This is a genomic window from Marinicauda algicola, assembly GCF_017161425.1.
GTDB lineage: Bacteria > Pseudomonadota > Alphaproteobacteria > Caulobacterales > Maricaulaceae > Marinicauda > Marinicauda algicola.
This window is the reverse complement of the sequence record NZ_CP071057.1, coordinates 204900-218961: the sequence shown is the minus strand read 5'-3', so window position 1 is coordinate 218961 and position 14062 is coordinate 204900. Positions and strand designations below refer to the sequence as shown.

General features: G+C 69.0%; 12 protein-coding genes. All 12 read right to left on the bottom strand.

The annotated features are described in order from the left end of the window. Positions 1-25 precede the first annotated feature (25 nt). The 12 genes from JW792_RS01145 to mraY all read right to left on the bottom strand — a co-directional run bounded on the left by JW792_RS01145 (position 26) and on the right by mraY (position 14059). Positions 26-859, bottom strand: coding sequence for an outer membrane protein assembly factor BamD (locus tag JW792_RS01145; RefSeq protein ID WP_135994479.1), 834 nt, complete (start codon positions 857-859; stop codon positions 26-28). Positions 860-983: 124 nt separating this feature from the next. Next, on the bottom strand, positions 984-1883 hold the full coding sequence (gene lpxC, locus JW792_RS01140) for a UDP-3-O-acyl-N-acetylglucosamine deacetylase (RefSeq protein WP_135994480.1): 900 nt from the start codon (positions 1881-1883) through the stop codon (positions 984-986). 204 nt (positions 1884-2087) lie between these two features. Continuing rightward, positions 2088-3665: a cell division protein FtsZ gene (gene ftsZ, locus JW792_RS01135; protein WP_135994481.1), complete on the bottom strand. Its 1578-nt coding sequence runs from the start codon at positions 3663-3665 to the stop codon at positions 2088-2090. A gap of 180 nt (positions 3666-3845) precedes the next feature. Next, entirely contained in the window at positions 3846-5177 is a 1332-nt protein-coding gene (gene ftsA, locus JW792_RS01130) for a cell division protein FtsA (RefSeq protein ID WP_135994482.1), read from the bottom strand. A gap of 6 nt (positions 5178-5183) precedes the next feature. Further along, on the bottom strand, positions 5184-6101 hold the full coding sequence (locus tag JW792_RS01125; RefSeq protein WP_135994483.1) for a cell division protein FtsQ/DivIB: 918 nt from the start codon (positions 6099-6101) through the stop codon (positions 5184-5186). Continuing rightward, positions 6089-7003, bottom strand: a complete 915-nt coding sequence (locus JW792_RS01120) for a D-alanine--D-alanine ligase (protein WP_135994484.1) — start codon at positions 7001-7003, stop codon at positions 6089-6091. Before JW792_RS01120 ends, JW792_RS01125 begins: the two co-directional genes overlap by 13 nt. Continuing rightward, the gene (murB, locus tag JW792_RS01115) at positions 7000-7929 is read right to left on the bottom strand and encodes a UDP-N-acetylmuramate dehydrogenase (protein WP_135994485.1); all 930 of its coding nucleotides are present in this window, start codon (positions 7927-7929) and stop codon (positions 7000-7002) included. Before murB ends, JW792_RS01120 begins: the two co-directional genes overlap by 4 nt. Continuing rightward, complete coding sequence (gene murC / locus JW792_RS01110) at positions 7926-9335, bottom strand: UDP-N-acetylmuramate--L-alanine ligase (protein ID WP_135994486.1); 1410 nt, start codon at positions 9333-9335, stop codon at positions 7926-7928. Before murC ends, murB begins: the two co-directional genes overlap by 4 nt. A gap of 2 nt (positions 9336-9337) precedes the next feature. Continuing rightward, positions 9338-10426, bottom strand: a complete 1089-nt coding sequence (gene murG, locus JW792_RS01105) for an undecaprenyldiphospho-muramoylpentapeptide beta-N-acetylglucosaminyltransferase (RefSeq protein ID WP_241095019.1) — start codon at positions 10424-10426, stop codon at positions 9338-9340. A gap of 3 nt (positions 10427-10429) precedes the next feature. Beyond that, a complete protein-coding gene (locus JW792_RS01100; RefSeq protein WP_135994487.1) occupies positions 10430-11548 on the bottom strand; it encodes an FtsW/RodA/SpoVE family cell cycle protein in 1119 nt (372 codons plus the stop codon). Next, positions 11545-12954 (bottom strand): UDP-N-acetylmuramoyl-L-alanine--D-glutamate ligase, encoded by a 1410-nt coding sequence (murD, locus tag JW792_RS01095; protein WP_135994488.1) that lies wholly within the window; start codon positions 12952-12954, stop codon positions 11545-11547. The genes JW792_RS01100 and murD overlap by 4 nt, the downstream gene beginning before the upstream one ends. 4 nt (positions 12955-12958) lie before the next feature. Beyond that, positions 12959-14059 (bottom strand): phospho-N-acetylmuramoyl-pentapeptide-transferase, encoded by a 1101-nt coding sequence (gene mraY, locus JW792_RS01090; protein ID WP_135994489.1) that lies wholly within the window; start codon positions 14057-14059, stop codon positions 12959-12961. Between the last annotated feature and the right edge of the window lie 3 nt (positions 14060-14062).

The following is a 14062-nucleotide window of genomic DNA, read 5'->3' as shown; positions in this document are numbered from 1 at the left end:
GAAACTTGTCCGCTCCCCCTCGCGCCTAGCCGAAAATGCGGTCGAGGGCGCGCTCGAGCAGGGTCGGCTGTTCCTCGGCCAGCCCCTCGCCGTCCATGGCGATGCCGCGCGAGGTCAGGAGGTCGTAGCTGTCCTGGTACCAGTCCGAGCCCGGGAAGTTGTAGCCGAGAACGGAGGCGACCTGACGCGCCTCGGTGTCGATGCCGAGCGCGACATAGCTCTCCACCAGCCGGTGCAGCGCCTCGGGAACGTGGCTGGTGCGCGGGTAGTCGCGCAGGACGTTCTGATAGCGGTTGATGGCGGCGAGATAGTAGCCGTTGCGCATGTACCAGCGGCCGACATCCATCTCCTTGCCGGCCAGGTGGTCCTGCGTCATCTCGATCTTGATGCGCGCATCCTGGGCGTAGGGCGTATCGGGAAAGCGGCGCACCACCTGCTGCAGCGCATCGAGCGCGTTGCGCGTCGTCGACTGGTCGCGGCCGACATCGTAGATGCGCTCGTAGTGCGACAGCGCGATCAGGTAATAGGCGTAGGGCGCGCTGGCATTGCCCGGGTGCAGGGCGATGAAGCGCTCCGCGTCGGAGATCGCCTCGTCATACTTGTTGGCCTGGTAGTTCGCGAACGCGGCCATCAGCATCGAGCGGCGGGCCCATTCGGAGAAGGGGTGCTGGCGCTCGACCTCGTCGAAGAAGGCGGCCGCCCGGTCGAACTCGCGGCGCTCCAGATAGCGGAAGCCCTCGTTGTAGAGCATCTCCACCGGCTGCTCGACATATTGCAGTTCGGGCTCGTCACGGCCGGCGCAGGCCGACAGGGCGACGAGCGCGGCGATGATCAGTCCGGCGCGAACGGCAAGCGTCATGGCGGGTCCTCTTCGGGCTCACGCAAAGCAGGTTACGCCGGACGGGACGCCTGTCCCATCGAAATCTCGTCCGGCAGTGCGAAGGGAGTTCTAACCGATCCCGCCGCGCGGCAAAAGCGCCGCGTCAGGTCTGCGCGAGACGCTCGGCCGGGCCCGCCACGTCGCGCAGCGAGACCATCTTCCAGGCCGAGCGGTCGGCGAGCAACGCATTCACCGCGAGGCTGTTGATGTAGTGGCCCGGCCGCGTGGCGCGGTAGAGCCCCAGGATCGGCGCGCCGGCGAGGTAGAGATCGCCGAGCGCGTCGAGCGCCTTGTGACGCACGAACTCGTCGGCGAAGCGCAAGCCCCCCGGATTGGCGATTCGCCCGTCCTCGACCACGATGGCATTGTCCATCGAGCCGCCGCGGGCGAGCCCGTTCTTCAGCAGCATGTCGAGATCGCGGCGGAAGCCGAAGGTCCGGGCCGGGGCCACCAGATCGCGGAAATTCTCGGCCGTCACCTCGAAGGCGAAGTGCTGCCGGCCGATCGCCGGATCGGGAAAGTCGATCTCCACGTCGATGGCCTGCTTCAGCGCCGGCAGGAAGCTCGCCTCGCGTCCGCCATCGGTGACGGTGATCGGCTTGAGCACCTGGATGGCGCGGCGCGGGGCGGGCTGGCGCGCGAGACCGGCGCGCAGGGCGAGATCGACAAAGGGCGCGGACGAGCCGTCCATCGCCGGGATTTCCGGGCCGTCGAGCTCGATGTAGAGATCGTCGATGCCGAGCCCGGCGAGCGCGGCCATCAGGTGTTCGACTGTGGAGACAGACGCGCCCGCATCGTTGACCAGGGTGGTGCCGAGATCGGTCGAACGCACGCGGTCGTAGCGCGCCGCCACGAGGCGGTCGTCGAGGTCGAGATCGGTGCGTTCGAAGACGATGCCGGTGCCGGGCTTGCCCGGTCGCATCGCCATGCGCACCCGGGCGCCGGTATGGAGTCCTACGCCTGCACACACGGCCGGCGCGGCCAGAGTTGTCCGTTCCATCATGGACGTTCGTCTCGTTTTTTTCTGCGTGCCAGGAGCGGCCCGGTTGGGCCGCGGACACGTTGCCCCTCATTGTCGCGGGGCAAACTAGCGCGCCCTCGCAGCGGCGCAATTAAAGGAATGTTGCGCCATGTTACGAAACGGGACGGCCGGCCGGGGCGTGCCCCGACCGGCCGAAAACTTCTCGCAGCGACAAGGCCTTGGACCCTAGTTCGCCTGGCGGCGAAGGAAGGCGGGGATCTCCAGCTCGCTCTCGTCGATCTCCGACCCGAACAGGTCTCCGGTATCGGCCGGGTTGTGACGCGGCTGGGCCTGCTGGGCCGGGCGCGGCTGGGCCTGGGCCGGGCGCTGCGGCGCGATGCGGGCCTGCGGCGCGGGCGGGGTCGGCTTGGGCTTGGCCCGGCGGCCGAAGATCGACAGGCCGAGGCGGGGCCTGCTCTCCTCTTCCGGCTCGGGTTCCGGCTCGCGCCGGGCCGGCGCGGCCGGGCGGCGCAGCTCGGAGGCGGCCTGTTCCAGGCGCTCGCGGGTGCGCACGACTTCCGGGCGCTCGTCCTCTTCGCGCGCCGAATAGGCATCCGGCGCGCTGACCGCCTGGTCCATCGCAGTTTCCACGGGTTCGGAGATCTCCACCGAGCGCGCGGCCGGGCGTTCCGTCTGCGCTTCGCCGCGGACGACTGGGCTCTCGTTCACCGCGACCGCGTCGGCGGCGCGGCGCACCAGCGGTTCGGCCTGGCGCTGGGGCCGGCTCTCGCGGCTCTTCCAGGCGTTGACGACATTGCCGGTGCCCTGCTGGCGGCGCGGATCGACCTGGGTGACCTGCTCCTGATCGATCCCGGTGGCCACGACCGAAACGCGGATCGTGCCCTCCATGCTCTCGTCGAAGGTCGAGCCGACGATGATGTTGGCGTCCGGGTCGACTTCCTCGCGGATCTCGTTGGCCGCCTCGTCGACCTCGTACAGCGTCATGTCCATGCCGCCGGTGATGTTGATGAGCACGCCCTTGGCGCCCTTCATCGAGACGTCGTCGAGCAGCGGGTTGGCGATGGCGGCATGGGCGGCCTCGATGGCGCGCTTCTCGCCGGAGGCCTCGCCGGTCCCCATCATCGCCTTGCCCATCTCGTTCATCACGGTGCGCACGTCGGCGAAGTCCAGGTTGATCAGGCCGGGCATGACCATGAGGTCGGTGATGCCGCGAACGCCCGAGTGCAGGACCTGGTCGGCCATCGAGAACGCCTCGGCGAAGGTCGTCTTCTCCGTGGCGATGCGGAACAGGTTCTGGTTCGGGATGATGATCAGCGTGTCGACATGGCTCTGCAGGCGCTCGATGCCGGATTCGGCAAGGCGCATGCGACGCGTGCCTTCGAAGTGGAAGGGCTTGGTGACCACGCCCACGGTCAGGATGCCCTGCTCGCGCGCGGCGCGCGCGATCACCGGCGCGGCGCCGGTGCCGGTGCCCCCGCCCATGCCGGCGGTGATGAAGACCATGTGCGCGCCGGCCAGGTGCTCGAGGATCTCCTGCAGGGAGTCCTCGGCAGACTGCTCGCCGACCTCGGGGCGTGCGCCCGCGCCGAGCCCCTCGGTGATCTGCTGGCCCATCTGGATGCGCCGGTCCGTACGCGAGCGGGACAGGGCCTGCGCGTCGGTGTTGGCCACCACGAAATCGACGCCTTCGAGATTGGCCTCGATCATGTTGTTGACGGCATTGCCCCCGGCCCCGCCGACCCCGAAGACGAGGATGCGCGGCTTCAGCTCGGTCGGCTCGGGCGCGGACAGGTTGAGCGACATGGCGGGAATGCTCCATAAACCAGCGGTCAAGCTTAACAGCTTGTTTGCGAACCACTCTGAAAGCGCTTGTTTAATCGAGAGTTAAGGGAATGGAGTCCGGCGGCGACGATTCCCGGAACGCTTTGGGAACGCGCTGCAAAAATCGTAAGGTTTGAGTGAGCGCGGTTAACGCGGGCGGCGTCAGAAGCTCTCCGCGAACCAGCGCAGGATGGCTTTGGGGCCGCGCTCGCCGCCGGCGGCGGCCTTCAGGCGGCGCTCGCCGGCACCGTTGAGAGGGGGCGGGCCGGCGATGGCTTCCGCGCTGCCGCGCGCGCGGCGCACGATCACGCCGGCACATGCGGAGAAGGCCGGGCCGGAGACCGCGTCGCCGAGCCCGTGAAGGCCGGAGGGCCGGCCGATGCGCACCTGCTTGGACAGCACCCGGCCGGCCAGTTCCGCCGCGCCGGGCAGCTGCGCGGCCCCGCCCGTCAACACCAGACGGCGCCCGGCGGCACGCGAGACGCCGGCGGCATCGAGCCGGTCGCGCAGGAGTTCGAACACTTCCTCCAGGCGCGGGCGGATCACGGCGTTCAGAAGCGCGCGCGGCTGCTGGACCATGGTGGTATCCCCGTCCCCGGCGACCGGCGGGGTCTCGATCATCACCTGGTCGTCATCGGGGGAATCCAGCGCCGAGCCATAGAGCACCTTGATGCGCTCGGCCGCGCTGACCGGGGTCGACAGGCCGCGCGCGATGTCGCTGGTCACGTGCGCGCCGCCGATCGGCACGCCGTCGACATGGATGAGCGAGCCTTCCGCGAAGACGCCGACGCTGGTCGTCGCCGCACCCATGTCGATCACCATGGCACCGAGCAGCAGCTCGTCCTCGACGAGGGCCGAGAGACCCGCCGCATAGGGCGTCGCCACGATACCCGCGATGGACAGGCGGCAGCGCTCCACGCAGGTGGCGAGATTCCTGAGCGGCTCGATCGGGGCGGTGACGATGTGCAGGTCGACGCCGAGTTCACGTCCGAACATGCCGCGCGGATCCTTCACCCCGCGATGATTGTCCACCCGCCAGCCGAGCGGGATGGCGTGCAGCATGACCCGTCCCGGCTCGAAGAAGGTCTGCAGCCCCTCGCGCAGGGCATGGCGCAGATCGCGATCGGAGACCTCGCGGCGCGAGAGCGGGGCTTCCACCCCGATGCGCGTGGAGGAGAGCCCGCCCGCGGCGGTCACGAGCGTCACCTCGCTCACGGCGTGGCCGGCCATGCGCTCGGCGTTCTCCACCGCGGTCTTGATCGAGGACTGGGCGGCGTTCATGTCGACGATGGTGCCGCCGCGCACCCCGCGGCTCGACTGGTGGCCGACGCCGACGACGCGCAGGCGCGAGCCCGCGATGGTCGCCTCGCTCTTGACGATGAAGCAGACCGTCTTGGAGGTCCCGACCTCGAGCGCGGCGAACAGGCCCGGCTTTGCGGCCGGAGCGCCCGCCGCGTCCTCGTCCTCGGTGCGCAAACGATCAAACAGGCCCATGACTGCTCACGCTCCGCGCCCGCGCGCTGCGGCGGCGCGATCCGGCCAGGCCCGGATCACAAGCTCGCCCTCGGTTCTGAGATCGAATGCCTGGGCATCGAGATCGAGAACGCGCCGCTCGCCATGCAGCGTCGCCAGGAGGGCGAGCGCGGAAGCCGGGTCGTTCTCGGGAAGAAGGATGTCGCCGCCCGCGGCGAGGCGCAGATTCCAGCGCCGCTCGCCGACGCGCACGGCATGGGTGACGAGCGCGGCGATCTCGCCCTGGCGTGCGAGCAGGTCGACGATCTCGGCGGCCGGATCATTCGCCCCCTCGCCCACCACGCGCGGCAGGTCGGCATAGGCGCGCGGGTCGGCGTCGGAGATCACGACCCCGCTCCGGTCGATCACGCGGTGATAGCCCTCCTGCTGCCACAGGGCGAAGGGCACACGCTCGGTCAGCACGACGGCGACCCGGTCGGGCCAGAGGCGCGCGACGCTCGCCCGTTCCACCCAGCTTATCGCCTCGACGCGCGCGCGGGCCTCGGCAGGATCGATCGCGAGCAGGCTGTGGGCCGGATCGGCTCCGATCGCCTCGGCGATCGTCTCCGCGCCGACCTGGCGTGCGCCGGCGATGTCGATGCTGCTGACCGCGAAGCCGGAGCGGGCCAGGCGCGCATCGAGTCCAGCATGAAGCGCCGCACCGACCTCCGGCAGCCGGCCGAGCGCGGCGAGGCCTGCGACGGCGAGCACGACGAGCGCGGCGATGCCGATCCCGCCCAGACGCAGGGCGTGACCAGCGCGGTAACGCACGGCGCGCAGACGCGCGGCCAGCCAGTTGATCAGCTTGCCGCCGCGTACGGGAACGGTTTGAGCCTTGCGCCGGGGCGCCGCCCGCTTCTTTGGTTTTGCGGGTGCGGCTGTGCCGGCGCGTCCTACCTTGGGCACGACGCATCCTCCGCCATCCAGGCCACGAGATCAGCGAATGAGATCCCGGACCAGGCCGCCTGTTCAGGGGCCAGGGATGTCGGAGTCATGCCCGGCTGGGTATTAATTTCGAGTAACCATAGGCCGCTGCCTCCGGCCTCGTCCCAGCGAAAATCACTGCGGGTCAAGCCCTTGCAGCCGAGAACGCGATGTGCAGTCAGGGCGGCGTCCATCGCCTCCTGCGCGACCGCATCGGGAATGTCGGCGGGGCACTGGTGCACCGAGCCGCCGGCGGCGTATTTCGCCTCGTAATCGTAGAACGCGGTCTTCGGGATGATCTCGGTCACGCAGAGCGGGCGGTCGCCCATCACCGCGACGGTGAGTTCGCGTCCGGGGACATAGGTCTCGATCAGCACCTCGTCGCCATAGGGCCAGCTGTCCGCGGCGAGCTCGGCCGGCGGGCGGTTCGCCCCCTCCGGCACGATCAGCACCCCGACCGAGGAACCGCGATCGTTCGGCTTGGCAACATAGGGCGGCTTCAGGAGATGTGTCTTGGCCGCCTCGAAGCGGCTCGCGATCACGCCTTCGGGAGACTTCACGCCGGCGAGGCGCAGCACCGCCTTGGTGCGCTCCTTGTCCATGGCCAGCGCGGAGGCGGCGACGCCGGAATGGGTGTAGGGCCGCCCGAAATAGTCGAGCAGGCCCTGGATGCGCCCGTCCTCGCCGTACTCGCCGTGCAGGGCGTTGAAGACGATGTCGGGGTCGGCTTCCTTCAGACGCTCGTAGACATCGTGGCCGACATCGATCTCGACCACGTCATAGCCCTTGCTGCGCAGGGCCTGCGCACATTTCGCACCCGAAACGAGGGAAACCTCGCGTTCGGCGGAAAGCCCGCCCTTGAGGACCGCGACGCGCGTGTTCATCCGCCCTGCCTCCGTCCCAGCCGCCTGACCTCCCACTCCATGTCAATGCCGGTCTGTTCGCGGATGTCTTCGCGGACCTGTTCGACGAGGGTTTCGAGGTCTTCTGCCGTGGCCGTGCCGTCATTGATCAGGAAGTTCGCGTGCATCTCGGAGAAGCGCGCCCCGCCGACGCGCCGCCCCCGTCCGCCGACGAGATCGACGAGCTGCCAGGCCGAACGCCCTCCCGCCTTCTCCGGGTCGGGGTTCTTGAAGGTCGAGCCGGACGTCTTCTCCCGGATTGGCTGGGTCTCCTCACGGCGCGCGGTGATCTCGATCATCCTGGCAGTGATCGCCTCCGGCCGGCCCGGCTCGCCCTGGAAGAGCGCCTCGACGAAGATCCAGTCGTCCGGCGCCGCGCAGTGGCGATAGGTGTAGCCCAGCTCGCCCGCGCCGGCGACGATGCGCCTCCCGCGCCGGTCCAGCGCGACCGCCTCGATCAGCCGGTCCTTCGTCTCCGTACCGTAGCAGCCCGCATTCATCCGCAGCGCCCCGCCGATCGTGCCGGGCACGCCGACAAAGAATTCGAGCCCCGCGATTCCCGCCTTCGCCGCGGCCTTGGCCGCCTGCTTGTCGAGCGCGGCGGCGCCGACCCTGAGGCGCGAGCCTTCCATCGCCTCGGCTTTCGCGAAGGCCGGTCCGAGGCGCACCACCACGCCCTCCACGCCGCCGTCGCGCGCGAGCGTGTTCGAGCCCGCCCCGAGGACATGAACGGGAATCTCGCGCGGCGTCTCGGCGAGGAAGCGCGAAAGATCGGCCTCGTCGGCCGGGATGAACAGGACCTGCGCCGGCCCGCCGACCCTCAGCCAGGTGATGTCGCTCAGCGGCGCGTTCTCGATCAGCTTGCCGCGCACGGCGGGCAGACGATTTCTGATCGAGGGAAAGCTCACAGCACCCGCTCCAGCCGTTCGGGAAGGTCCGCGGCCCAGTAGGTGATGTCCCCTGCCCCGAGGCAGACGACGAGATCGCCGGACTTCACGCGGGTCTTCAGATCCTCCGGCAGGCTTTCCTTGTCCGTGGGCGCGGCGTCGCGGTGACCGTGCGCGGACAGGCCGGCGACGAGATGCTCGCGGTCGGCGCCCTCGATCGGGTCCTCGCCCGCGGTATAGACCGGCGCGATGAGCACGCTGTCGGCATCGTTGAAGCAGGTGCAGAACTCGTCGAACAGGTCGTGCAGGCGCGTATAGCGGTGCGGCTGGCACACCGCGATGACGCGGCCCTCGCCGGCGCGCTGGCGCGCGGCCTTGAGCACGGCGGCGATCTCCACCGGGTGATGGCCGTAATCGTCGACGACCGTGACGCCCCGGGCCTCGCCCGTGATGGTGAAGCGCCGCTTCACGCCTGCGAACCGGGCGAGCGCGGCCTTGAGATCGGACTCGGTGCCGCCGAGCGCCCTGACGACCGCGATCGCGCCGGCGGCGTTCTGCACGTTGTGCTCGCCCATCATCGGCAGGGTGAAGTCGCGCCACACGATGCGCTCGCCCCCGACCGGCTGGAAGACGATGTCGAAGGTCGACCCCGCCGGGCTCGTGCGCACGTTGACCGCGCGCACCTCGGCCTGCGGATTGAATCCGTAGGTGATGACGCGGCGGTCCTCGATGCGCGCGGCGAGCGCCTGGACCTCCGCATGATCGGTACACAGCGCCGCGAAGCCGTAGAAGGGCAGGTTCTCCACGAACTGGGCGAAAGCCGCGCGCAGCGCGTCGAAGCTGCCGTAATGCTCCATGTGCTCGGGATCGATGTTGGTGATCAGCGCCACCGAGCCGCGCAGCTTGAGGAAGGATCCGTCGCTCTCGTCGGCCTCCACCACCATCCAGTCGCTCGTGCCCATCTTCGCGTTCGAGCCGTAGGCGGAGATGATGCCGCCATTGATGACGGTGGGATCGAAGCCCGCCCCGTCCATCAGCGCGGCGATGAGCGAGGTCGTCGTGGTCTTGCCGTGCGTGCCCCCGACCGCGACTGCGTATTTCAGGCGCATCAGCTCGGCCAGCATCTCCGCGCGGCGCACGACGGGGATGCGCCTCGCGCGCGCAGCGGCGAGTTCGGGATTGGTCTTCTTCACCGCACTGGACACCACCAGCGCGCCGGCGCCATCGATATTCTCCGCCGCGTGGCCGATGTGAACGGTGGCGCCCTTCTTCCTCAGGCGCTCGACATTGGCGCTGTCCTTGATGTCGGAGCCCGTGACCGCATAGCCGAGATTGAGCATGACCTCGGCGATCCCGCTCATGCCTATCCCGCCGATCCCGACGAAATGGACCGGTCCGACGGCGGCGGCGAGATCGATGGGCGGCATGGCTAGTCCCTGGCGGCGGATTCGATGAGGTCGGCCAGGCGCGCATGCGCGTCCGGCTTGCCGAGCGCGCGGGCACGTCCGGCCCGGAGCGCGAGAGCTTCGCGATCGGTGAGCAGGGTTTCAAGCCGCGCCGACAGCGCCTCGGCAGTGAACGCGCCCTCACGCAGGCAATCGGCTGCGCCCGCTTCCACGAGCGCCTCGGCATTGGCGGCCTGGTGATCGTCCATGGCGATGGCGAGCGGCACGAAGATGGCCGGCCGACCGACCGCCGCGATCTCCGCCACGCTCGACGCCCCGGCGCGGGCGATGACCAGGTGGGCCCGGGCGTACTGGCGGCCCATGTCCTCGAAGAAGGCCTCGCACTGTGCCGTCACCCCGGCCTTCGCATAGGCGGCGCGCACCTGATCCAGACTCTCGGCGCGCACCTGCTGGACGATGTCGAGGCGCGCGCGCAGCGCGCCGGGAAGGCGCGCGATCGCGGCCGGCAAGGTGTCGGAGAGAATGCGCGCGCCGAGGCTGCCGCCGATGACCAGCAGGCGGATCGAACCGGTCTCGCCCGGCGCTTCGTAGCCGGCTTCACGCGCCTCGCGGATCGCGGCGCGCACCGGATTTCCGGTCACCTCGTGCCGGGCTTTTCCCGGGAGGCGGTCGAGACGTTCGAAGCCGGAGGCCACAGCGAAGGCGCCGCCGGCGAAGACCCGGTTCACCCGGCCGAGCACCGCGTTCTGCTCGTGGATCACGTACGGGATGGATGCCAGGCGCGCCGCCGCCAGCGCCGGAAAGGCGGGGTAGCCGCCGAACCCGGCAATGACGTCGGGCCGAAATTGCCTGATGATCGCGCGCGTCTGGCCGAGCCCCCTGGCGAGCCTGCCGAGCGCGCCGGCGAGCTTGATCGGGTTCTTCACGAAGGGGCTGGAGGCGGAAATCTCGCTGATCGCCTCGCCGGGAAAGCCGCGCGCATGCTTCGCGCCGCGCGCATCGGTGACGAGCTTGACCTGCCAGCCGCGCGCGATCAGGGCTTCGGCCGCTGCGCGTGCAGGAAACATGTGCCCGCCGGTCCCTCCGGCCGCGATCAGGAGCCGTCCCGCCACGGCCTAGCTCCGCCGCTCGTAGGCGCCGGGCCGGTGACGGGTCAGCGCCAGCATCAGTCCGGCCGCGAAGGCGAGCGCCAGCATCGACGAACCGCCATAGGAGATGAAGGGCAAGGTCATCCCCTTGGGCGGGATGAGGTTGAGATTGACCGCGATATTGATCAGCGCCTGGAAGCCGAACAGGAGGGCGAGCCCGGCCGTGGCAAGCTGGGCGAAATGGTCGGTGAGCTTCATCGCCCGGCTCCAGGCCTGGGCGAACAGGATGGCGTAGAGCCCGATGATGGCGAGCGAGGCGAGCAGGCCGAACTCTTCGGCCGCGACGGAGAAGACGAAATCGGTATGAGCCTCGGGCAGGAGGCGCTTGATCTCGCCCTCGCCCGGTCCGACGCCGAACAGCCCGCCCTCGGCGAATGCCTGGCGCGCCCGCTCGGTCTGGGCCCAGTCCGCCTGAGGCGAGAGGAAGGCGGCAACCCGCGCCTGCACGTGGTCGAGGCTGAAATAGGCAAGCGTCATCAGGCCGAGCCCCGCTCCCCCGAGCGCCAGCGTGTAGAGCCAGGGCAGTCCCGCGGCGAACAGCATCGCCCCGAAGATCGCTGACAGGAGGATGGTCTGACCGAAATCGGGCTGGAGGATGAGAAGCGCGACGCTGAGGCCGTAAAGCCCGAGCGCGAGGAGACGGCCGGGTACCGGCGCGCCGCGGCTCTCCTCGGCGAACAGCCAGGCGCAGATGACGATGAAGGCGGGCTTGAGAAACTCGCTCGGCTGCAGCCCGAACCCGCCGAGCCGGATCCAGCGAGTCGCGCCGTTGACCTCGTGGCCGATCACCGGAAGCGCCGCCATCACGATGAGCGAACCGGCCAGGGCGAGCCCGGCGATCCGGCGCACGCCGGTGACCGACAGCGCGGCGGTGAACAGCAGGATCGCCACCCCCGCGCCCGCGAAGACCGCATGTCGGATCAGGAAATAGAAGGGCTGGGAGATCGACAGGCGCTCGGCCGCCGCCGGTCCGGCGGCAAGCGACAGGGTCAGGCCGATGCCGATGAGGGACACCACCGTGAAGATCAGGGTACGGTCGAGTCCGCGCCACAGCGCCGGGAAGCGGGACCTGGGAGCTGCAATCATGCGGCGTTTCCTCCGCGTGCCTTGGCGATGAGATCGGTCACGGCTATGCGGAAGCTATCCCCGCGGTGTTCATAACTCCTGAACTGGTCGAAGCTCGCGCAGGCCGGCGAGAGTAGGACGACCGGATTGTGCGAGCCGCTCTCCACGGCATCCTTCGCCGCGCGCGCAGTCGCGGTATGCAGGTTGCCTGCCTGGACGACGTCGACCTTGCCCGCGAGCTGGCGGGCGATGAGATCGGCATCCTGGCCTATGAGATAGGCGCGCCGGATGCGGTGGAAGAATGGCTCGAGCGATTTCACCCCGCCCTCCTTGGCCTGGCCGCCGGCGATCCAGAAGATGTCGTCATAGCAGCCGAGGGCCTGGGCGGCGGCATCGGCATTGGTGGCCTTGGAATCATTGATGAAGACGACCGGACCGACCTGTCCGACACGCTCCTGGCGGTGGGGCAGGCCCGGAAAACTCTCGATGCCGGCCGCGGCATCCTCCGGGCTCACGCCCAGCCGGCGCACCGCGGCATAGGCGGCAGCCGCGTTCTGCGCGTTGTGCCGGCCCGGCAGCGCGATCGCACGGGAGAGGTCTGCCCCGGGCTTCGCCTTGCCGTCGAGCGCGTCGTAGAGCGTGCCACCAAGCACATACACACCGCGCGAGATCACCTTGCGCGCCGAGACCGGGACCACGTGTTGCGCCCCGGAGGCGCGCATCTCGGAGAACACCTTCTTCGTGATCTCGTCGTCGACGCCGATGACGGCGGTGTCCTCGTCGCTCTGGGTGGCGAAGATGCGCCGCTTGGCCGCGACGTAGTTTTCGAGACTGCCATGCCGGTCGATATGGTCCGGCGTGATGTTGAGGAAGACCGCGACGTCGCAGTGCAGGCGCTCGACGAGATCGAGCTGATAGGAAGACAGCTCCAGCACGTAGATCGCGCCGGGCCGCGGCGGGGCGAGCGAGAGCACGGCCTCGCCGATATTGCCGCCAACGCGCACGTCGAGCCCGGCGGTCTTCAGGATGTGGCCGATCAGCGCCGTGGTCGTCGACTTGCCGTTCGTGCCGGTGATGCCGACGACGCGGACATTGTCGACCTTGTTCGCTTCCATCGCGAACAGCTCCATGTCCCCGATCACCGGCGCGCCGACCGCGCGGGCAAGCTCGACCATGCGGTGGGGGCTGGGGTGATGCAGCGGCACGCCGGGCGAGAGCACCAAGGCCGCGATATCTCCCCAGTCGCGCCGGTTGAGGTCGACCAGCGGCACGCCGGCCCTTTCCGCACTCGCGCGCGTGTCCGCGTTATCGTCCCACGCCAGCACCTTGGCCCCGCCGGCGGCAAGTGCCTTCGCCGTCGCGATGCCGGTGCGCGCCAGTCCGAAGACGGCGACGGCGCGGCCTGCAAACGCAGTGACGGGGATCATTCGGCTACCTCAGTTTCAGCGTGGACAGTCCGATAAGGGCGAGCACGACGGCGATGATCCAGAAGCGGATGACAATGGTCGGCTCGGCCCAGCCCATCTTCTCGAAATGGTGGTGGATCGGGGCCATCTTGAAGATGCGCTTGCCGGTGAGCTTGAAGCTGGCGATCTGCACCATCACCGACACCGCCTCGAGCACGAACAGGCCGCCGATGATGGCCAGCACGATCTCGTGCTTGACCGCCACCGCGATCGTGCCGAGCGCGCCGCCCAGGGACAGGGACCCCGTATCGCCCATGAAGACCATGGCGGGCGGAGCGTTGAACCAGAGAAATCCGAGCCCGGCTCCAAGGATCGCGCCGCAGATCACCGCAAGCTCGGCCGTGCCGGGCGTGAAGTTCAGGAACAGATAGTCGGCATAGACCGCGGAGCCGACGAAATAGGCGATGAAGCCGAACGAGCCGGCCGCGATCATCACCGGAACGATGGCAAGACCGTCGAGCCCGTCGGTGACGTTGACCGCGTTCGACGCGCCGACGATCACCAGGAGCCCGAACAGGTAGAAGCCGTAGCTCAGGGGGATGAGAAGGTCCTTGAAGAAGGGTACCGCGACCGAGGTCGCGAAATGGTCCGGCACGCCGGGGGCGTCGGAAAGCAGGTCCGTCATCCAGATCACCGCGGCGAGCGCGATGATGGATTGCAGGATGAGCTTGCCGCGCCCGGAAAGCCCTTCGGAGGACTTCCTGGTGACCTTGCGCCAGTCGTCGATGAAGCCGATCGCGCCGAATCCGGCGGTCACGAAGATCACCACCCAGAGATACTGGTTCGTGAGATCGCCCCACAGCAGCGTGCCGACGAGGATGCCGATCAGGATGATGAAGCCACCCATGGTCGGAGTGCCGGCCTTGGCGACGATGTGGCTCTCCGGCCCGTCGGTGCGGATCGGCTGGGAGCCCTTGCTCCTCAGCCAGCGGATGAAGCCCGGCCCGATGATCAGCGCCACCATGAACGCCGTGATCCAGGCGAGGCCCGTGCGGAAGGTCAGATAGTTGAGGACGTTGAAGATCTGGAACTGTTCCGCCAGGGGCGCGAGAAGCAGGTAAAGCATGAA